We start from the raw sequence: 19,786 nt of genomic DNA, 5'->3' as shown, positions 1-19,786 counted from the left end.
CCGAGCGGTCCCGACCCGGGCCGCACCGACCGCGTGCAGCCTGCGCGGTAGAGAGGCACTCCCGTCGTGGAACTGTTCCCCCTGCTCCTGCTCGCCCTGGCGTTCGTGGCGCTCATCGTGCTGCCGGCGCGGGCGCGCAAGCGCCAGCAGACCCAGACGCAGTCGGCGCTGGCGATCGGCGTGCCGGTCACCATGGCCGGCGGCGTGTACGGCACGGTGGCCGGACTGAGCGACCCGGCCACCATCCAGGTCGAGATCGCGCCCGGCGTCGTCGTCACCTACGCGCGGCAGGCGGTCATCCAGGTGCGCCCGCCGGCCGGCGAGGTGCCCGGCCCCGTGGTGACGGGGGAGACCGTGGTCGACCCCACCGTGGACGAGCCCTCCGTCCGGGACGACCGTCCCGGTGACGGCCCGTCCGGCAAGACCCTCTGACGGAGGACCCGTGGCCAACCGCGCCCTGCCCGCCCGCCGGTACTTCGGCGCGCTGGTCCTGATCATCGCCGTCATGTACGGCCTGATCTTCTTCACCGGCACCGACCGCACGCCCCAGCTCGGCCTGGACCTGCGCGGCGGGACGACGGTCACGCTGACCGCCCGCACCCCCGACGGGCAGGCGCCGGCACCCGAGGACCTCGAGCTGGCCCGCCAGATCATCGAGCAGCGGGTCAACGGCCTGGGCGTCGCCGAGGCCGAGGTGGTCACCGAGGGCGACGCCAACATCGTCATCTCGGTTCCCGGTGACGACGGCGACCAGGCGCGCGAGCTCGGCCAGACCGCGCAGCTGCGGTTCCGTCCGGTCGTCACCGGCCCCGAGCCGGCCGCGCCCGCGGAGGCCACCGACAGCGCGACGCCGACCGACGGGGCGACGCCCACGGACTCCGCCACGCCGACCGACGCCGCCACGACCACCGACGCCGCCACGCCCACCGACGCCGCCACGCCCACCGACGCCGCCACCGAGAGCGCGACCGCGACGGATGCGGCCACCCCCAGCGACGGCGCGGTGAGCGACCCGGCGCTGGACACCGACCGGCCCGCCGTGACGCAGGAGGAGGCGGCCGCGCGGTACGCGACGCTCACCTGCGACGCCGCGGACACCACGACCGAGGTCGCCCGTCCCGACGACTTCGTCGCCGCCTGCAGCGAGGACGGCTCGGTCAAGTACCTGCTCGGCCCGACGATCATCGAGGGCACCCAGATCGCCGACGCCAGCGCCGGCACGCAGCAGACCACCGGTGAGTGGGTCGTCCTGCTGGACTTCGACTCCGAGGGCCGCACGACGTGGGCGGAGTACACCGCCGCCAACGTCGGCAGCAACGTCGCCTTCACCCTCGACGGCCGGGTGGTCTCCGCGCCCACCATCCAGGGCGCCATCAACGGCCAGACGACGATCACCGGCTCGTTCGACCAGGCCGGCGCCGAGGAGCTGGCCAACCAGCTGCGCTACGGCGCGCTGCCGTTGACCTTCGAGCAGGCGACCGCGCAGTCGATCTCCACCGAGCTCGGCGCCGAGCAGCTGCGGGCGGGTCTCATCGCCGGCGCCATCGGCATCGCGCTGGTCTTCGTCTACGCGCTGCTCTACTACCGGCTGCTCGGCCTGGTGATGATCGTCAGCCTGCTGCTGTCGGCGGTCGTGGTCTACGCCAGCCTGGTGCTGCTGGGCCGCGAGATCGGCTTCACGCTGAGCCTCGCCGGCATCGCAGGGTTCATCGTGTCGATCGGCATCACGGCGGACTCGTTCGTCGTCTACTTCGAACGGCTCAAGGACGAGATCCGCGAGGGCCGGACGCTGCGCTCGGCGGTGCCGCGGGCCTGGGTCCGCGCCCGCCGCACGATCCTGTCGGCCGACGCGGTCAGCTTCCTCGCCGCGGCGATCCTGTACTGGCTGGCCATCGGCGACGTGAAGGGCTTCGCGTTCACCCTGGGCCTGTCCACCGTTCTCGACCTCGTCGTCGTCTTCCTCTTCACCCACCCGCTGATGGCCGTGCTCGCCCGGTTCCGCAGCTTCGGCACCAGCCGGTTCTCCGGCCTGGGCCGGGTCGACCGGACCCGCCGCTCGGCCGCGCCCTCCGTGCCCGCCGACCGCGAACTGGTCGGCGCCGGGTCGGGCACCCGCGCGTCGCAGGACAGGAGCCAGCCATGACCGGCCGTCAGGACGGCACCGAGCACGAGGCCGGGACCCCGGTGCCGGTGGGCACCGAGGCCGACGAGGCGCGTGCCCTCGACGCCGACGCCGCCGAGGACGCGGCCGCCGCCGCCGACGACACCGCGCTCGCCGACGCGAACCTGCCGGCCGAGGGCGCCTCGCCACGCCGGCAGGGGCGGTCCTCGCTGGCGCACCGGCTCTACAACGGCGAGGCCGGCCTCGACGTCGTGGGCCGCAGCCGGCTGATCTACAAGGTCACCGCGGTGGTCGTGCTGATCTGCATCGCCTCGATGGTGTTCCGCGGGTTCAACTTCGGCATCGACTTCGCCGGCGGCAACAGCTTCCGGCTGCCCGGTACCGCCGAGCAGCTCGAGCAGGTGCGCGAGGCCGCCACCGACGCCGGGGCCGACGTCGCCTCCGCCCAGGTGGTCGGCGGCGGCGAGATCCTGCTGCGCACCGGCGGCCTGGACAACGACGGCGAGCGGGCCGTCGTCGAGGCGGTCGCCGGCGCCGCCGGTGTCGAGGCGAACCAGGTCAGCCCCGAGTCGGTGAGCGCCGAGTGGGGTCAGGACATCACCGACCAGGCGCTGATCGCGCTCGTGGTGTTCCTCGTCGCCGTCGTGCTGTTCCTGGCCATCCGGTTCCAGCCGAAGATGGCGATCGGGGCCATCGCGGCGCTGGTGCACGACCTCGTCGTGACCGCCGGCGTCTACTCGCTGATCGGCTTCGAGGTCACGCCGTCGACGGTGGTCGGCCTGCTGACCATCCTGGGCTTCTCGCTCTACGACACCGTCGTGGTCTTCGACAAGGTCGACGAGAACACCCGCGGCCTGTCCTCGGGCGCCCGGATGACCTGGGGGGAGGCGGCCAACCTGGCGGTCAACCAGACCCTCATGCGCTCGATCAACACCTCGGTCATCGCGCTGCTGCCGGTGGCCGGCCTGCTGTTCGTCGGCGCCGGGCTGCTGGGTGTCGGCACGCTCAAGGACCTCGCGCTGGTGCTGTTCGTCGGGCTCGCGGCGGGCGCCTACTCGTCGATCTTCCTGGCCACGCCGATCGTCGCCGACCTCAAGGAACGCGAGCCCGAGCAGGTCGCTCTCCGCCGCCGGGTGCTCGCCCGCCGGTCGGCGGCGGCCCGCCAGGGTGCCCGTGTCGCGGCCGGCCCGGTCGCCAGCGCCCGCCGCGCCCGCGGGGCGGCGCGCGGCGGGGTGGCCCTCGCCGAGCGGGACCCCGGGTCACTGGGCCCCGCGCGGGCCGACGTCGTGGTGGAGTCCCCGGCCACCGTCGGTCCCGACGCCGGCCGCCCGCGGGCGCCACGGCCGCGCCGCGCCCGGGTGTCCGCCCGCAGCGGCCCGGTGGGGGGAAGAAGCGCCGGTGAGCACCGCCGAGGCGCTGCCGCCCCTCGACGAGGTCATCGCCGGCCTGGCCGTCGACGTCCCGGACTTCCCGGAGCCCGGCGTCGTGTTCCGCGACCTGACGCCGGTGTTCGCCGACGGCCCGGCGTTCCGCCGGATGGTCGAGGGGCTGGCCGCGCCGTCGCTGGAGGACCCGCGCGCGGCGGCGGTCGCGCACGCCGACGACGGCCCGTCCGGCGATCCCGGGTTCGACGTCGTCGTGGGGGTGGAGGCCCGCGGGTTCCTGCTGGCCGCGGCGGTCGCGCTGCACGCCGGCGTGGGCGTCGTCCCGGTCCGCAAGGCCGGCAAGCTGCCCCGCGCGCGCATCGCCGCCGACTACGCGCTGGAGTACGGCACCGCCACCATCGAGATGCACACCGACTCGCTGCGCCCCGGGCAGCGCGTGCTCCTGGTGGACGACGTCCTCGCCACCGGCGGGACGCTGGCGGCCGCGGTGGCCCTGGTCGAGGAGCTCGGCGCGGTGGTGACGGCGGTGTCGGTGGTCATCGAGTTGGCCGCCCTCGGGGGGCGCCAGCGGCTCGCCCCGCACGCCGTGCACACCCTCTGGACCACCTGAGGGGGAGCTCTCCCGCCCGGCGTGGGTCCGCCCGGAGCGGGCGCGGCTAGCATGGTGAGGGTCGCCCCTCCGCAACAGTGCAGGAGTCGCCGTGGCCCCCGACGCGCCCGCCACCCGCGTGGCTGCAGCGCGGCCGGAGGAGGACACGGCCGCGCCGGGGGAGGAGCGCACGCCGCTGCCGTCCCGCCCGCTGGTCCGCCGTCCCGACGACGTCGGCAGCGAGCCGCCGGAGGAGGGTGCCCCCCGCCCGCGCCGCGTGCGCGACCGGCTGGCCCGCCGCATCGTCGCCGGCCCGCGCAGCGAGGTCCGCCCGGTCCTCGAGCCGCTGGCCGCCCTGCACCGGCAGAGCCACCCGAAGGCCGACCTCGCGCTGCTGCAGCGGGCCTACGACGTCGCCGAGGCCGCGCACGCCAGCCAGAAGCGCAAGAGCGGCGACCCCTACATCACCCACCCGCTCGCCGTCGCCACCGTCCTGGCCGGGCTCGGGATGGACACCACCACCCTGGTGGCCGCGCTGCTGCACGACACCGTCGAGGACACGGGCAAGACGCTCGAGGCGATCAGCGCCGACTTCGGCCCGGAGGTCGCCCACCTCGTCGACGGCGTCACGAAGATCGACAAGGTCAAGCTGGGCGACGCCGCGCAGGCCGAGACGATCCGCAAGATGATCGTCGCGATGGCCCGCGACCCGCGGGTGCTGGTCATCAAGCTCGCCGACCGGCTGCACAACATGCGCACGCTGCGCTTCCTCCCGCCGGAGAAGCAGGAGAAGAAGGCGCGCGAGACGCTGGAGATCCTCGCCCCGCTGGCCCACCGGCTGGGCATGAACACGATCAAGTGGGAGCTCGAGGACCTCGCGTTCGCCACGCTCTACCCGAAGCGCTACGACGAGATCGTCCGCCTCGTGGCCGAGCGGGCGCCCTCGCGCGACACCTACCTCGCCGAGGTCACCACCTCGGTCACCGAGCAGCTCAAGGCCGCCAAGATCGAGGCCGTCGTCACCGGCCGGCCCAAGCACTACTACTCGATCTACCAGAAGATGATCGTCCGCGGCCGGGACTTCACCGACATCTGGGACCTCGTCGGCATCCGGATCCTGGTCGACACCGTGCGCGACTGCTACGCGGCGCTGGGCATCATGCACGCGCACTGGCAGCCGGTACCGGGGCGGTTCAAGGACTTCGTGGCGATGCCGAAGTTCAACATGTACCAGTCGCTGCACACGACGGTGATCGGGCCGCAGGGCAAGCCGGTCGAGCTGCAGATCCGCACGCACGACATGCACCGCACCGCCGAGTACGGCATCGCCGCGCACTGGAAGTACAAGGAGAAGGCCCGGCAGGGCGGCAAGCCCGGTCCCGGCGAGTTCGGCGCCACCAAGGTCGGCTCGCCCGACGACATGCTGTGGCTGCGCCAGCTGCTGGACTGGCAGCGCGAGGCCCAGGAGCCCGGCGAGTTCCTCGAGACCCTGCGCTACGACCTCGGTCCGCAGGAGGTCTTCGTCTTCACGCCGAAGGGCGACGTGGTGAGCCTGCCGGGCGGGGCGACGCCGGTGGACTTCGCCTACGCGGTGCACACCGAGGTCGGCCACCGCTGCATCGGCGCCCGCGTCAACGGCACGCTGGTCAGCCTGGACAGCACGCTGTCCAACGGCGACGTTGTCGAGATCTTCACCTCCCGCTCGCCCACGGCCGGCCCCTCCAAGGACTGGCTGGCCTTCGTCGGCTCCTCCCGCGCCCGGACCAAGATCCGCCAGTGGTTCACCAAGGAGCGCCGCGACGACGCCGTCGAGGCCGGCAAGGAGGCCCTCACCCGGGCCATGCGCAAGTCCGGCCTCCCGCTGCAGCGGCTGCTGGGCGGCGAGGCGCTGGTCACGCTGGCCAAGGACCTCCGCTACGCCGACGTCACCGCGCTGTACGCGGCGGTGGGGGAGAACCAGATCTCCGCCTCGTCGGTGGTCGAGAAGCTGATCATCGCGCTCGGCGGCGCCGAGGGCGCGGCCGAGGACATCGCCGAGACCGCGATCCCCACCCGCCGGCCGGTGCACCGGCGCACGGCCAGCGGCGACCCCGGCATCGTCGTCCACGGGATGAGCGACGTCTGGGCCAAGCTCGCCAAGTGCTGCACCCCGGTGCCCGGCGACGACGTCCTGGGCTTCGTGACCCGCGGCGGCGGGGTCAGCGTGCACCGCACCGACTGCACCAACGCCGCCGACCTGCGCCGCAAGAGCGAGCGGCTGGTCGAGGTCGAGTGGGCCAGCCAGCCCGGCTCGGTGTTCCTGGTGTCGATCCAGGTCGAGGCGCTCGACCGGCACCGGCTGCTCTCCGACGTCACCAAGGCGCTGGCCGACGAGCGGGTGAACATCCTCTCGGCGTCGGTGCAGACCAGCCGCGACCGGGTGGCCGTCAGCCGGTTCACCTTCGAGCTGGCCGACCCGGCGCACCTGGGCGCGGTGCTGCAGACGGTGCGCAACGTCGACGGCGTCTTCGACGTCGAGCGCGTCACCGCCTAGGAGGACCCCTCCTCACCCTCCGCGAGCCCGTGGCGGGACCCGGGACGGGGCCGAGGACGGCTGGTCGCGTCGCCGACCTCAGGTGCGGCGAGCGACGACGGCGTACAGCGGGTCGCCGCGGCCGGGGCGGGTGCGCAGCGACACGTCCGGCTCGGTGAACAGCCCGGTGCGCCGGACCAGCTCGGCGACCACCGCGCCGTGCTGCTCGTCGGTGGTGGCCAGCCAGCCGTGGACGGCCTTGGTCGGGAAACAGCGGTTCGAGTAGGTGATCGCCAGCGGCCCGCCCGGCCGCAGCACCCGCCCGGCCTCGGCGAGCACCTCGATCGGCCGGGTCAGGTAGTCGATCGACACGCAGCACACGACGGCGTCGACGTCGGCGTCGGGCAGCGGCAGCGCCGGGTCGGCGTTGAGGTCCCGCACCATCCGCTCGGTGGCCGCGGCGTTGGCGTCCAGTTCCGCCGCGTTCATACCGAGCACCACGAGCTCGGCGGGCGGGGTGCGGAAGTGCGAGATCCACGAGGACATGAGGTCGAGGACCCGGCGGGGGACCGGCGCGGACCCGTCGATGCCGAGCTCGGCGTAGAGGTCACCGACAGCGGCGACGGCGGCGTCGTCGATGTGGGTGACCAGCCGCGGCGGGCCGTAGAACACCGCGTCGGGCCGCTCGTCGTCGCGGGCGAAGAAGCCGGGCGGGAACCCGGCGTAGGGGTCCCCGGTCGGGTCCCCGGTCATCCGACCGGGGTCATGGCGGTGACCGTCACCGGGACCGTGGGGGCGCCGCCGCCGGGCGAGGGGTCCAGCGACCCGTCGTTGCCGTTGGCCGCGACGACGTCGAGCACCGCCAGTCCGGCGTCGTCGACGGTGCCGACGACGGTGTAGTCCGGCGGCAGCTCGCTGTCGCCCCAGACGAGGAAGAACTGGCTGCCGTCGAGGCCCTGCCCGCTGTTGGCCATGGCGATCGTGCCGCGGGGATAGGTCTCGCTGCCGTCGACCTCCGTGGGGAAGGCGTAGGTGGGCCCGCCGGCACCGGTGCCGGTGGGGTCGCCGCACTGCAGCACCTGCAGGCCCGCCGAGTCGACCTCGCGGTGGCAGGCCGAGCCGTCGAAGAAGCCGAGCCCGGCCAGGTGGACCATGCTCGCCGCGGCGCACGGGGCGCCGGCCCGGTCGAGGGTGAGCACCAGCTCGCCGAGGCTCGTCGTCATCCGCAGCGCCGCGGTGCCCTCGGCGGGCACCTCGTCGTCGGGCGGGGCGACCTCCACGGCGTAGGGGTTGCCCGAGCGGGCGGCCACCCACTCGCAGGCCGCCGTCGTGGTGCCGGCGTGCCCGCCGCCGGAGGCGTCGCCGGTCCCGCCGGGGACCGGAGACGCCGCGCCGCTCACGGTGCTCGTGCAGGCGGTGAGCGCCAGCAGGGCGCCGGCCAGGCCGGCGCCCGCCCGCGCCTGCCTCACGCGACGACGGTCATCGAGGTGATGGTCACCGGGGTGTTGGGCGCGCCCCCACCGGGGCTGGGCTCGAAGGAGCCGTCGTTGCCGGCCGCCGCGATGGTGTCGAGCACCGCCAGGCCGGCCTCGTCGACGGTGCCGACGGCGGTGTAGTCCGGCGGGAGCTGGGTGTCGACGAAGCACAGGAAGAACTGGCTGCCGGTGGAGCCGGGCGTGCCGCTGTTGGCCATGGCGATCGTCCCGCGCGGGTAGGTCGTCTCCGGCGTGACCTCCTCGGCGAACTTGTAGCTGGGGCCGCCGGAGCCGGAGCCGGTCGGGTCGCCGCACTGCAGCACGCCGAAGGTCGGCTGGTTGACCTCGCGGTGGCAGGGACTGCCGTCGAAGAACTGCACGGAGGCCAGGTAGGCGAAGCTGGCGGCCGCGCACGGGGCCTTCGCGCGGTCGAGGGTGAGCGGGATGTCGCCCTGGTCGGTCGACATCAGCAGCCCGACGGTGCCGCTGGCCGGCGTGGAGGCCGGGTCCGGCGGGGTGCCGACGTCGGTCAGGCTCGGGTTGCCGGAGGTGTCGGGCGCGTAGGTGCAGGTGACCGTGCCGTCGGCGTTGGTGACCGCCGGTGCCGCGGTGGCCTCCGCGGCGGCCGACGAGGTGCTGCTGGAGGCGGCCTGGGCGCTCGGGTCGTCGTCCCCACCGAGCCCGGCCACGAGGGCCACCGCCCCGGCCACGAGCACGACGGCGACGACGGTCACGACGACGAGCAGGTTGCGGCGACGCTTGCGGGCGAGCTCGGCGCGCTTCTCGAGCTGGCGCTGCAGGCGGCGCTGGGCGGCGAGACGCTGCTGCTTGTTGGTCGGCACGGGGTCGGGCACTCCTCGGACGGGACGACGTGTTCCGCGGGGCCGGGCCGCGGCTCCCGGCCGCGCTCCGCGGTCAGCCCGCTGGTCGATGCGCGAGTGTAGGTGGCGCGCCTGTGGACGCCCGGTTGCCGGACCGGAGGGCCGCTGATCACCCGCGTAACCTGCACGGGTGCTCATCCGCTCCTTCCCGGCCGGCGCCTTCGGCACCAACTGCTACGCCGTCGCTCCCGGGCCGGGCCAGGAGTGCGTCGTCGTCGACCCGGGCATGGACGCGGTGGAGCCGCTGGCCCGGGTGCTCGCCGAGGACGGCCTCAAGCCGGTCGCCGTCGTGCTCACCCACGGCCACCTCGACCACACCTTCTCCGTGCTGCCGGTCTGCGAGGGCTACTACATCCCTGCCTACCTGCACCCCGACGACTCCGGGATGCTGTCGGACCCCGCGCGCTGGCACGGGCCGGCGCTCGCGCCGCTGATCACCGGCGTGCGCCTGCCCGACCCCTCGGAGGTCCGCCGGCTCGACGACGGCGCGGTGCTGTCGCTGGCCGGCGTCGAGCTGACCGTGCGCCACGCGCCCGGGCACACGCAGGGCTCGGTCGTGTTCTCCCTCGACCTGGGCGAGGCACCGGGCCTGCTCGCCGGGGACGTGCTCTTCGCCGGGTCGGTCGGCCGGGTGGACCTGCCGGGGGGATCGTGGGAGGCGATGCTCACCTCCCTGCGCGACGTCGTCCTGCCCCTCGACGACGAGACGGTGGTGCTGCCCGGCCACGGCCCGGCGACGACGATCGGCCGCGAACGGGCCACCAACCCCTACCTCGCCGAGGCCGGCGCGGCGGCGCCGAAGGGGCGGGGTCTGTGAGCGGCCTCAGCGCCCCGAAGGGCACGTTCGACGTCCTGCCGCCGGACTCGGCGCGCTTCCTCGCCGTCCGCGAGACGCTCACCGCGCCGCTGCGGCGGGCCGGCTACGGCTACGTCGAGACGCCGGTGTTCGAGGAGACCGCGGTGTTCTCCCGCGGCGTCGGGGAGTCCACCGACGTCGTGACGAAGGAGATGTACACCTTCGACGACCGCGGCGGCCGCTCGCTCACCCTGCGCCCGGAGCTCACCGCCGGGCTCATGCGCGCCTTCATCGAGCACCGCCTGTACTCCGGCTCGCTGCCGGTGAAGCTGTGGACGGTCGGCTCGGCCTTCCGCTACGAGCGCCCCCAGGCCGGCCGCTACCGGCACTTCACCCAGGTCGACATGGAGGCGCTCGGCGTCGACGACCCCGCGCTGGACGCCGAGGTCGTGGCGCTGGGCGTGCAGGGCTTCCGCGACCTCGGGCTCACCGACTTCGAGCTGCTGCTCACCTCGCTCGGTGACGCCACGTGCCGGCCGCAGTACCGCGAGCTGCTCGTGGCCCACCTGGAGAAGCTCGACCTCGACGAGGAGACCCGGCGCCGGGCGGCGATCAACCCGCTGCGGGTGCTCGACGACAAGCGGCCGGAGGTGCAGGCCCAGCTCGACGACGCCCCGCTGATGGTCGACCACCTGTCGGACTCCACCAGGGCGCACTACGACGCCGTCCGCCAGCACCTCACCGACCTCGGCGTGACGTGGACCGAGGCGCCCCGGCTGGTGCGCGGCCTGGACTACTACACGAAGACGACGTTCGAGTTCGTGCACTCCGGCCTGGGCGCGCAGTCGGCGATCGGCGGCGGCGGCCGCTACGACGGGCTGTCGGCGGCGCTGGGCGGTCCGGACGTGTCGGGCATCGGGTACGCCGTCGGCGTGGACCGGACGCTGCTCGCGGTGCAGGCCGAGGGGCTCGACGTCGCCGCGGCCGCCGGGGTGCAGGCGTTCGTCGTCCCCCTGGGCGCCGAGGCGAAGCGGCTGGCGGTCCGGCTGGTCGGGCAGCTGCGAGCGGCCGGCGTGTCCGCCGACACGGTGTACGGCGACCGCGGGCTCAAGGGCGCCATGAAGGCCGCCGACCGGTCGGGGGCGTCGCACGCCGTCGTCGTCGGCGAGCGGGACCTGGCCGACGGCGTCGGCCAGCTGAAGGACCTGCGCACGGGGGAGCAGCGCGCCGTCCCCGTGGGTGAGCTGTTCGAGGCGCTGACGACGGCGGTATCCCAGGAAGTGGTGAGTGCGTGATGGAGACCCGACCCCTCGGGCGGACCGGCGCCGACGTGAGCGTCGTCGGCCTGGGCACCTGGCAGCTGGGCGGTGACTGGGGCGACGTCGACGAGGAGACCGCCGGCGACGTCCTCGACGCCGCCCTCGACGCCGGCGTGACCCTGCTCGACACCGCCGACGTCTACGGCGACGGGCGCAGCGAGGAGCGGATCCGCAAGGCGCTGGCCGCGCGCTCCGACCGGCCGTTCGTGGCCACCAAGGCCGGCCGCCGCGCCGATCCGTTCGAGGCGGAGCAGTACACGCCGGAGAACCTGCGGGCCTGGGTCGACCGGTCGCGGCGCAACCTCGGCGTCGACACCCTCGACCTCGTGCAGCTGCACTGCCCGCCGACCGCGGTCTACTCCGACCAGCGCGTGTACGACGCCCTGGACTCCCTCGTCGCCGACGGGGCGATCGCGGCCTACGGCGTCTCGGTGGAGACCGTCGCCGAGGGGCTGACCGCCCTGGAGCACCCGGGCGTGCAGAGCATCCAGGTCATCCTCAACGTCTTCCGGCGCAAGCCGCTGGAGGAGCTGCTGCCGGCCGCGGCCGCGCGCGGCGTCGGGATCCTGGCGCGGGTGCCGCTGGCCAGCGGCCTGCTGTCGGGGCGGTACACCGAGTCGACCACGTTCGGCGCCGACGACCACCGGAACTTCAACCGCAACGGCGAGGCCTTCGACGTCGGCGAGACCTTCGCCGGCGTGCCCTACGAGGTCGGCGTCGCCGCGGCGCGGGAGTTCACCGGGATCTGCGGCGACCGCGTGCCCGCCCAGGTCGCGCTGCGCTGGGTCGTGCAGCAGCCCGGCGTCACCTGCGTCATCCCCGGCGCGCGGTCGGTGGAGCAGGCACGGTCCAACGCCGCCGCGGCCGACCTGCCGCCGCTCACCGACGCCGAGCTCGCCGACCTCGAGCGCCTCTACGACGAGCGCATCCGGCCGCACGTGCACGACCGCTGGTGAGCTGACCAGCCCGACCCCCTGGAAGAGAGACCCCTCGTGCTCCGCACCCACGACGCCGGGACGCTGCGCGCCTCGGACGCCGGCTCCACCGTCACCCTCGCCGGCTGGGTGGCCCGCCGGCGCGACCACGGCGGCGTCGTCTTCGTCGACCTCCGCGACGCCTCGGGCTACGTCCAGGTCGTCGTCCGCGAGGAGGAGGCGCACGCCCTCCGCAACGAGTTCTGCGTGCTGGTCACCGGCGAGGTGCGGCAGCGCCCGGCGGGCAACGAGAACCCCGAGCTGCCCACCGGCGAGATCGAGGTGGCCGCCGCCGAGCTGCGGGTGCTGTCGTCGGCGGCGCCGCTGCCGTTCCCGATCGAGACCGACCAGGCCGCCTCCGACGACGTCCGCTACAAGTACCGCTACCTGGACCTGCGCCGGCAGGGCCCGGCCCGGATCCTGCGGCTGCGCAGCGAGGTCAACCGGATCGCCCGCGGCGTCATGGCCCGCAACGGCTTCACCGAGGTGGAGACGCCGGACCTGACCCGCTCGACGCCCGAGGGCGCGCGCGACTTCGTCGTGCCGGTGCGGCTGCAGCCGGGCAAGTGGTACGCGCTGCCGCAGTCCCCGCAGCTGTTCAAGCAGCTGCTGATGATCGGCGGGCTGGAGCGCTACTACCAGATCGCCCGCTGCTTCCGGGACGAGGACTTCCGCGCCGACCGGCAGCCGGAGTTCACCCAGCTCGACTTCGAGATGAGCTTCGTCGAGCGCGACGACGTCCTGGCCGTGGTCGAGGACGTCGTCCGGGAGCTGTGGTCGGAGCTGGCCGGCCACCAGGTCGGCGAGATCCCGCGGATGACCTACCGCGAGGCCATGGACCGCTTCGGGTCGGACAAGCCCGACCTGCGCTTCGGCATCGAGCTCACCGAGCTGACCTCCTTCTTCGCCGACACGCCGTTCCGCGTCTTCCAGGCGCCCTACGTGGGCGCGGTGGTCATGCCCGGCGGCGGCTCGCAGCCGCGGCGCGCGTTCGACGCCTGGCAGGACTGGGCCCGCTCCCGCGGCTACCGCGGCCTGGCCTACGTGACCGTCGCCGAGGACGGCACGCTCGGCGGGCCGGTGGCCAAGAACGTCTCCGACGCCGAGCGCGCCGGGCTGGTCGAGGCCGTCGGCGCCGCGCCGGGGGACTGCGTGTTCTTCGCCGCCGGCCCGCGGCGCTCCTCGCAGGAGCTGCTCGGCGCCGCCCGCAACGAGATCGCCCGGCGGCTGGAGCTCATCGAGCCGGGCAGCTGGTCGTTCCTGTTCGTCGTCGACTTCCCGATGTTCGAGGAGACCGAGGACGGCGACTGGACGTTCATGCACCACCCGTTCACCTCGCCCACGCCCGAGTGGCGCGAGGGCTTCGCCGACGACAAGGCCAACGCCCTGTCCGACGCCTACGACCTGGTCGTCAACGGCAACGAGCTGGCCAGCGGCTCGGTCCGGATCGCCGACCCGGACCTGCAGGAGCGGGTGTTCGAGACCCTCGGGATGTCGCGCGAGGAGGCCCGCGAGCGCTTCGGCTTCTTCCTCGAGGCCTTCGCCTACGGCCCGCCGCCGCACGCCGGCGCCGCGCTCGGCTGGGACCGGCTGACCGCGCTGCTGGCCGGCGTCGACTCCATCCGCGAGGTCATCGCCTTCCCGAAGACCGGCGCCGGCTACGACCCGCTGACCGGCGCGCCCACCCCGATCAGCGACGCGCAGCGCAAGGAGGCCGGCATCGACGCGACGCCCGCGGAACCGGCGCTGCCCGGCCAGCCCGGCGCCCCGGGGCCGACCGACCCGACGTCCTAGTCCGCGCCCTCCTGGTCCGCGCCCTCCTGGCCCGTGGCCTCCTGGCCCGTGGCCTCCTGGTCCGCGGCCTCCTGGTTCGCGGCCTCCTCGGGGAAGACGACCTCGAAGCGCTCGAAGAGCACCTCGAGGTCGTCGTCCCAGGCCTCCCCGCGGACGGCGAGGGTGCGGGTGAAGTAGCGGAGGTGGCCGGCCAGCCAGCCGGCCCGGGTGCGGTCGGCCTCGCCCTCGTCCCGGGCGAAGGCGTCGTCGACGCTGTCCAGGCGGCCCACGCGCAGCTCGGTGCTGCGCAGGACCGCGCGGGGCCGGCCGTCGCCGTCGCAGGCGATCCAGTGCCCGCCGACGCGGGGGAGCGGCTCGCCGTCGTGCGCGAAGTCGGCGACCAGGCCGGCGGTGGCCCGCTTGGTCCCGGCCAGCACGAGGGCGATCAGCTCGTCGGCCAGCGACCGGCTGTCACCGAAGCGCTCGACGGGCGGCTCGTCCTCGGGCGGGCCGCCCGCCGGCCGGGTGGCGGCGTAGGCGCGCCACATCGCGGCGGCCTCGTCGCGGCGGAGCGGTCCCGGTGCGTCGTCCACGGTGCCCATCCTCGACGGGTCCGCCGCTGCGGCGGGAGACTGCCGGCGCACGGACGGAGGTGGGCCATGCGCGTCCTGGTCGCCGCGATGCCCTTCGCCGGCCACGCCGCGCCCATGGCGGCGCTCGCCGGCGAGCTGACCGCGCGCGGCCACGAGGTGGTCGCCTACACCGGCCGCCGGTACGCCGGACGCTTCACCGCCGTCGGCGCGTCCTGGCAGCCGTGGGAGCGGGCTCCCGACTTCGACGACACCGACCTGCGCGCCACCTTCCCGCAGGTCGGTGACGGCCGTGGCCTGCGGGCGGTGGCGGTGAACCTGGAGCACGTGTTCCTGCGCACCGGCGCCGGGCAGGCCCGCGACATCGAGGCCGCCGGGCCGGTGGACCTGCTGGTCAGCGACCAGCTGGCCATCGGCTGCGGCCTGGTCGCCGAGCGGCGGGGGACCCCGTGGGCGTCGGTGTCGCTGGTCCCGCTGTCGATGCCGTCAGCGGACCTGCCGCCGTTCGGGACGGGGCTGCTGCCGGGGCGCGGCCGGATCGGGCGGGCGCGGGACGCCGCCCTGCGGGCGCTCGTCGCACGGACGCTCGTGCGCCGGATCGACGCCGTCCTGACCGCGGTCCGGGCGGAGCTCGACCTGCCGCCGGCGCGGTCCTCGGCGCTGGACGCCTTCGCCTCCCCGCAGCTGGTCCTCGCGCACGGCGTCCCGGAGCTCGAGCACCCGCGCAGCGACCTGCCCCCGCAGGTGCACTTCGTCGGGCAGCTCGCGCCGCCGCCGGCCGGCCGCGAGCCGCCGTCGTGGTGGCCGGAGCTGCTCGCCGACGGCCGCCCGCTCGTGCACGTCACCCAGGGCACCTACGACGTCGACCCGCGCGACCTGCTGCTCCCGGCGCTGCGCGGGCTGGCCGGTGCCGGCGTCGTCGTGGCGGCCGCGACCGGGTCCGGGTCCCTGCCCGCCGACGCGGTGCCGGCGAACGCCCGGCAGGCGGAGCTCCTCCCGTACGACGTGCTGCTCCCGCGGACCTCGGTGGTCGTCACCAACGGCGGCTGGGGCGGGGTGCTCGCGGCGCTCGCGGCCGGCGTGCCGCTCGTGGTGGCCGGCGGCACGCTCGACAAGCCCGAGATCGCCCGCCGGGTGGCCCGCTCGGGCGCCGGCGTCGACCTGCGGACCGGACGGCCCGCGCCGCGCCGGGTGGCCGACGCCGTCGCCGAGGTGCTCGCCGACCCCGGCTACCGGGACAGGGCGCGCGTCGTCGCGGCGTCGCTGGCGCGGCACGGCGGTGCGGTGGCCGCCGTCGACCTCGTGGAACGGCTGGTCCGCGAGGGCGGGCCGGTGCCGCGCGCGGACGCCGACCCGTGGGGTGTCGGGGGAGCGGCGGCCACGGGCCGGTCCTAGGGTGCGGCGCATGCCGCTGCGCGCCCGCACCCTGCTCGGTCCCGGTCCCTCGAACCCCTACCCGGAGGCCACGGTCGCCCTCGGGCAGCCGCTGCTCGGGCACCTGGACCCGGTGTTCCTCGGCATCCTCGACGAGACCTCCGAGCGGCTGCGGACGGTGTTCGGCACCGCCAACCGGCGCACGCTGCCGCTGTCGGCCACCGGGTCGGCGGGCATGGAGGCCGCGTTCGTCAACACCGTGGGACCGGGCGACGTCGTCGTCGTGGCGGTCAACGGCCTCTTCGGCGAGCGGATGGTCGACGTCGCGGCGCGGTGCGGCGCCGAGGTCGTGCGGGTGGACCACGACTGGGGCACGCCGGTGGACGCCGAGCGCGTGCTCGCGGCGCACCCGTCGCCGAAGCTCGTCGCCGCCGTGCACGCGGAGACCTCGACCGGGGTGCTGTCGGACCTCGAGCCGCTGGCCGCCGGGAAGGGCGACGCGCTGCTGCTGGCCGACTGCGTGACCTCCCTCGGCGGCATCCCGGTGCGGCTGGACGACTGGGGCGTGGACCTCGCGTACTCCGGCTCGCAGAAGTGCCTGGGCGTCGCGCCGGGGCTCGCGCCGTTCACCATCTCCGACCGCGCGTGGGAGCGGCGGATCGAGACCCCGCGCAGCTGGTACCTCGACCTCGGCATGCTCGGCGGCTACGCGGGCGAGGCAGCCGGGTCCGGTGGCCGCACCTACCACCACACCGCGCCGACCGGGATGGTCGTGTCGCTGCACGCCGGCCTCGGCCGGATCCTCGACGAGGGCCTCGACGCCGTCCACGCCCGCCACGCCGAGGCCGGGCGGCTGCTGCAGGAGGGCCTGCAGGCGATGGGCCTGGAGCTGTTCGCCGCCGAGGGGCACCGGCTGCCGGAGCTGACCACCGTGCGGGTGCCCGAGGGCGTCGACTCCGCCGCGGTGCGCAAGGAGCTGCTCGAGCGCTACGACCTGGAGATCGGCGGCGGCGTGGGCGCCCACGCGGCCACGGTGTGGCGGATCGGGCTGATGGGGCCCAACGCCGCCCCTGACAGGGTCGCCCTGGTGCTGGCCGCGCTGCGCGAGGTGCTGGGCCGCTGAGCGCACCGGTCCTCTCCCCGGCGCCGGCGGCCCACGCCCGGCGCCTGCCGGTGTGGGCGCTGGTGCCGTTCGCAGCGCTCGCGTGGTGCGCCGGCTCCCTGCCGTGGCTGGTGCACGGCGCGGGGCGGGCGGCGCCGATCCTGCTGCCGCTGCGCGCGGGGATGCTCACCACCCTCGTGCTGAGCGCCGCCGTCGGTGGGTTGCTGGCCGGCGGACTGGCGCGTCTCGCGGCCCCGGGACGGCGCGGCGCGGCCCTGCTGGCCACCGGTTGCGGCGCCGCCACCGGGATCGTCGTCACGCTGGCGCAGTCCGTGGCGGCCTCCGACGCCGGCACCGGGTTCGACGCCGATCCGCGGGTGCTCACCGGGCTGGCCGTGCTGACCGCGGCGCTCGGGGCGCTGGCATGGGGCGCCGGCTCGCTGGTGGTCGCGGGCGCCGCCGGTTCCGGCGTCGTGCTCGGGCTGCTCGCCGCGGTGCTGCCGGGGTGGCTCTCGTCGCTGCTGCCGTCGTCGCTCTACGGCCCGGCGCTGGGCACCGCGCTGGTGTGGCTGCAGGCGCTGGTGCTCGGCACGGCGCTGGTCGTGGTCGGCGTCCGGCCGGCGGCGCGGCTGGTGCTGTGGCCGGTCGTGGTGCTGCTGGCGTGGCTGGTCGGGCCGGCGCTGACCGCGGTGTCCTGGCTGGAGCCGCTGCTGCGTCCCGGGACGGGCCTGCCGCGCACCCTCGGCGACTCCCTCGCCGGCGCCTGGCAGGTCTTCGGGCTGGCGGCGTCGCCGGGAGCCCGTCACTGGGCGCCGTGGGTGGTCGCCGTCGTCGGGGCCGTGTTCGGAGCGGTGCTGCTCGACGGCCGCCGCCGCGGTGGGGGCGCCGCCCAGGGTTGACCATCGGACGGGTGCACGGTCGACCGGGGTGTCGGCACGTGTCGCGTGCACGCAGCCGATGATCAACACGGCTGGGCCCCGGGGCGCCATCCGCGGCTGAGCAGGGCGCCTCGGCACCGCTCGACGACCACGGCAGGTCCGGACAGGTGCCTGCCGGCGAATCGCAGCACCAGCCAGCCGTCGGCGGCCATGAACGAGTAGCGGTCGACGTCCCGCCCGAACTGGCCGGCGTCGGCGTGCTGGCGTCCCTCGTACTCGACGGCGACCCGGTACCGGTGCCAGCCCAGGTCGGCGCGCGCGACCACCCGGCCCCGGCGGTCGCACACCGGCAGCTGCGGTTCGGGCGGCGGCAGGTCACTGGTCGAGAGCCAGTACCGCAGGAAGCTCTCCGGACGGGACATCGCTCTGCCGTCGAGCAGGGGAGCGCACTCCCGCGCCCGGACGACGCCGCGCACCCGGTCGGCACGGCGCAGACGGGCGTCGAGTGCCTGCCGGGTCAGGACGCCGCGGCGGAGGAGCGCATCGCCGACGGCCACCAGCTCGGCGGGCGGCAGGCCGGCCGCGAGGTCGAGGAGGGTCTGCGCGCCCGAGGTGACCCGCAGCCCGCCCGAGACGACGACGTCCTCGCTGCGCAGCTGCCGCACCGCCACCGACAGCCTGCGCCGTTGCGGGAGGACGGGGCGCGGGCGCAGCACGACCTGGACCTCGACCGGAGGTTCAGTGTGTGCGCCGAGCAGCACGGCGGCGCTCTCCAGGCCGAAGGCGGCGTCCGCGGGCAGCAGCCGGGTCCAGGCCCCGCACCGCGCGCGGAAGGAGGCAGCGTCCGCGTGCGAGAGGTACAGGCCGCGGGTGAGCTCCTCGCCGCCCGCGGTGACCTGCCACCGGGTGGCGCCACGGGCACGTGCGTCCCGCCACGTCCAGGCCGACCCGAGGTCCAGGGGTTCCACGGCGCTACGCTCGGGCGCACCCGCCCGGTCGCGGCGTCGCCGTCGTCATCTGTGGACGGGGGCGTCTGCTGTGGGCAGCGGCAGGACGTCCGTCGTGATCATCGGATGCGTGCACGCTCCGGCGGCGTGTCCCGCGCGGTGTCGTGCAGGCAGGCGATGATCGACACCCGGGGCGGCTCCTCAGGCGTCCAGGCGGGCGAGCTGCTCCGGGGTCAGCCGCAGGTCCGCCGCCGCCGCGGAGTCCTGGATCGACGCCGGGCGCGACGCCCCCGGGATGGGCACCACGGCGTCGGACTGCGCGAGGTGCCAGGCCAGCGTCACCTGGTGGACCGACACGCCCACCTCGGCGGCCACCTCGGCGAACGCCGGAGCCGTCGCCGCCAGCGACCCGGCCGCGGTCACGCCGCCGAACGGGCTCCACGGGAGGAACGCCAGCCCGTGCGCCGCGCAGTGCGCCACCTCGTCGGCGGAGGAGCGCCAGCCCGGCGAGAACTGGTTCTGCACGCTCACCAGCGCCGGCCCCACGATCGAGCGGGCGACGTCGATCTGCGCGACGTCGGCGTTGGAGATGCCCACCATCTGCACCAGGCCGTCGTCGGCGAGCTGCCGCAGCGCGCCCATCGAGTCCTCCCACGGCGTGTCCGGGTCGGGCCGGTGGAACTGGTAGAGCCCGATCGCGTCGACGCCGAGCCGCCGCAGCGAGGCCTCGCACGCCCGCCGCAGGTACGCCGGCGACCCGTCGAGCAGCCAGTCCGCGCCCTCTCGCGTGTGCCCGCCCTTGGTGGCGACCAGCACGTCGGGAGCTCCGGCGGACGCCAGCGCCTCGGCGACCAGCGACTCGTTGTGCCCGAACTCCGCCTCGTCGCGGGCGTAGGCGTCCGCGGTGTCGACCAGCGTCACCCCGGCGTCGAGGGCGGCGTGGACGACGGCGACCGCGTCCTCGCGGGAGGGCCGGTCGGTCTTGGTGGACAGGGGCATCGCCCCGAGGCCGATGGCGCTGACGGGACGGTCGCCGATGCGTCGCTGCTGCACGGGAGGTGTCGTGCCC

17 protein-coding genes and 1 pseudogene are annotated in these 19,786 nt (G+C 75.3%); 12 read left to right on the top strand and 6 right to left on the bottom strand.

Features of this window, described 5'->3' with window-relative positions:
- Positions 1–66 precede the first annotated feature (66 nt).
- The 5 genes and pseudogenes from JD79_RS18675 to JD79_RS18655 all read left to right on the top strand — a co-directional run bounded on the left by JD79_RS18675 (position 67) and on the right by JD79_RS18655 (position 6,629).
- Complete coding sequence (locus JD79_RS18675) at positions 67–432, top strand: preprotein translocase subunit YajC (RefSeq protein WP_110006734.1); 366 nt, start codon at positions 67–69, stop codon at positions 430–432.
- 10 nt (positions 433–442) lie between these two features.
- Positions 443–2,143 carry a protein translocase subunit SecD gene (secD, locus tag JD79_RS18670; RefSeq protein ID WP_110006733.1) on the top strand — a complete coding sequence of 567 codons (1,701 nt, stop codon included), beginning with the start codon at positions 443–445 and terminating at the stop codon, positions 2,141–2,143.
- Positions 2,140–3,162 (top strand): annotated as a pseudogene (gene secF, locus JD79_RS18665) (protein translocase subunit SecF); the annotation flags it as partial. The gene secD and the pseudogene secF, both read left to right, overlap by 4 nt.
- Positions 3,163–3,520: 358 nt before the next feature.
- Complete coding sequence (locus JD79_RS18660) at positions 3,521–4,117, top strand: adenine phosphoribosyltransferase (RefSeq protein WP_110006732.1); 597 nt, start codon at positions 3,521–3,523, stop codon at positions 4,115–4,117.
- A 91-nt stretch (positions 4,118–4,208) separates the two neighbouring features.
- A complete protein-coding gene (locus JD79_RS18655) occupies positions 4,209–6,629 on the top strand; it encodes a RelA/SpoT family protein (protein WP_281270329.1) in 2,421 nt (806 codons plus the stop codon).
- A gap of 78 nt (positions 6,630–6,707) precedes the next feature.
- Here the strand turns inward: JD79_RS18655 and JD79_RS18650 are convergent, their stop codons facing one another.
- The 3 genes from JD79_RS18650 to JD79_RS18640 are packed head-to-tail and all read right to left on the bottom strand — an operon-like array spanning position 6,708 to position 8,925.
- Positions 6,708–7,361: a methyltransferase domain-containing protein gene (locus tag JD79_RS18650; protein ID WP_110006731.1), complete on the bottom strand. Its 654-nt coding sequence runs from the start codon at positions 7,359–7,361 to the stop codon at positions 6,708–6,710.
- Complete coding sequence (locus JD79_RS18645; RefSeq protein WP_110006730.1) at positions 7,358–8,077, bottom strand: peptidylprolyl isomerase; 720 nt, start codon at positions 8,075–8,077, stop codon at positions 7,358–7,360. Before JD79_RS18645 ends, JD79_RS18650 begins: the two co-directional genes overlap by 4 nt.
- Positions 8,074–8,925 (bottom strand): peptidylprolyl isomerase, encoded by an 852-nt coding sequence (locus tag JD79_RS18640; protein WP_211308052.1) that lies wholly within the window; start codon positions 8,923–8,925, stop codon positions 8,074–8,076. Before JD79_RS18640 ends, JD79_RS18645 begins: the two co-directional genes overlap by 4 nt.
- A 169-nt stretch (positions 8,926–9,094) precedes the next feature.
- On the opposite strand from JD79_RS18640, the gene JD79_RS18635 reads away from it, so the two are divergent.
- From JD79_RS18635 to aspS, 4 genes are read left to right on the top strand one after another with little or no spacing between them, the layout of a single operon-like run.
- Positions 9,095–9,781 carry an MBL fold metallo-hydrolase gene (locus JD79_RS18635; RefSeq protein WP_110007862.1) on the top strand — a complete coding sequence of 229 codons (687 nt, stop codon included), beginning with the start codon at positions 9,095–9,097 and terminating at the stop codon, positions 9,779–9,781.
- On the top strand, positions 9,778–11,055 hold the full coding sequence (gene hisS, locus JD79_RS18630; protein WP_110006729.1) for a histidine--tRNA ligase: 1,278 nt from the start codon (positions 9,778–9,780) through the stop codon (positions 11,053–11,055). The genes JD79_RS18635 and hisS overlap by 4 nt, the downstream gene beginning before the upstream one ends.
- The gene (locus tag JD79_RS18625; RefSeq protein ID WP_110006728.1) at positions 11,055–12,035 is read left to right on the top strand and encodes an aldo/keto reductase; all 981 of its coding nucleotides are present in this window, start codon (positions 11,055–11,057) and stop codon (positions 12,033–12,035) included. Before hisS ends, JD79_RS18625 begins: the two co-directional genes overlap by 1 nt.
- A 36-nt stretch (positions 12,036–12,071) precedes the next feature.
- Positions 12,072–13,847 carry an aspartate--tRNA ligase gene (aspS, locus tag JD79_RS18620; RefSeq protein WP_110006727.1) on the top strand — a complete coding sequence of 592 codons (1,776 nt, stop codon included), beginning with the start codon at positions 12,072–12,074 and terminating at the stop codon, positions 13,845–13,847.
- On the opposite strand, the gene JD79_RS18615 is transcribed toward aspS, so the two are convergent.
- The gene (locus JD79_RS18615; protein ID WP_211308051.1) at positions 13,844–14,419 is read right to left on the bottom strand and encodes an ASCH domain-containing protein; all 576 of its coding nucleotides are present in this window, start codon (positions 14,417–14,419) and stop codon (positions 13,844–13,846) included. The two genes, aspS and JD79_RS18615, sit on opposite strands and share 4 nt — an antisense overlap.
- Before the next feature lie 66 nt (positions 14,420–14,485).
- Between JD79_RS18615 and JD79_RS18610 the strand changes: the two genes are divergently transcribed.
- The 3 genes from JD79_RS18610 (at position 14,486) to JD79_RS18600 (ending at position 17,791) form a co-directional block, all read left to right on the top strand.
- The gene (locus JD79_RS18610; RefSeq protein WP_110006726.1) at positions 14,486–15,811 is read left to right on the top strand and encodes a glycosyltransferase; all 1,326 of its coding nucleotides are present in this window, start codon (positions 14,486–14,488) and stop codon (positions 15,809–15,811) included.
- Positions 15,812–15,821: 10 nt separating this feature from the next.
- Entirely contained in the window at positions 15,822–16,913 is a 1,092-nt protein-coding gene (locus tag JD79_RS18605) for a pyridoxal-phosphate-dependent aminotransferase family protein (protein WP_110007860.1), read from the top strand.
- Between the two features lie 62 nt (positions 16,914–16,975).
- Positions 16,976–17,791 (top strand): hypothetical protein, encoded by an 816-nt coding sequence (locus JD79_RS18600; protein ID WP_110006725.1) that lies wholly within the window; start codon positions 16,976–16,978, stop codon positions 17,789–17,791.
- Positions 17,792–17,853: 62 nt separating this feature from the next.
- Here the strand turns inward: JD79_RS18600 and JD79_RS18595 are convergent, their stop codons facing one another.
- Together JD79_RS18595 and JD79_RS18590 are read right to left on the bottom strand one after the other, a co-directional pair.
- Positions 17,854–18,738 carry a hypothetical protein gene (locus JD79_RS18595; RefSeq protein WP_110006724.1) on the bottom strand — a complete coding sequence of 295 codons (885 nt, stop codon included), beginning with the start codon at positions 18,736–18,738 and terminating at the stop codon, positions 17,854–17,856.
- A gap of 180 nt (positions 18,739–18,918) precedes the next feature.
- Complete coding sequence (locus JD79_RS18590) at positions 18,919–19,770, bottom strand: aldo/keto reductase (RefSeq protein WP_110006723.1); 852 nt, start codon at positions 19,768–19,770, stop codon at positions 18,919–18,921.
- Positions 19,771–19,786 lie beyond the last annotated feature (16 nt).

The sequence above is a fragment of the Geodermatophilus normandii genome (assembly GCF_003182485.1).
GTDB lineage: Bacteria > Actinomycetota > Actinomycetes > Mycobacteriales > Geodermatophilaceae > Geodermatophilus > Geodermatophilus normandii.
The sequence above is the reverse complement of the archived record's forward strand: the minus strand, read 5'-3'. Positions and strand labels throughout refer to the sequence as shown.

What these genes read in the sequence shown, in the direction of transcription:
- JD79_RS18650 (WP_110006731.1), bottom strand. Translation starts at nt 7,361, where the DNA reads ATGACCGGGGACCCGACCGGGGACCCCTACGCCGGGTTCCCGCCCGGC.
- JD79_RS18625 (WP_110006728.1), top strand. Translation starts at nt 11,055, where the DNA reads ATGGAGACCCGACCCCTCGGGCGGACCGGCGCCGACGTGAGCGTCGTC.
- JD79_RS18610 (WP_110006726.1), top strand. Translation starts at nt 14,486, where the DNA reads ATGCGCGTCCTGGTCGCCGCGATGCCCTTCGCCGGCCACGCCGCGCCC.
- JD79_RS18605 (WP_110007860.1), top strand. Translation starts at nt 15,822, where the DNA reads ATGCCGCTGCGCGCCCGCACCCTGCTCGGTCCCGGTCCCTCGAACCCC.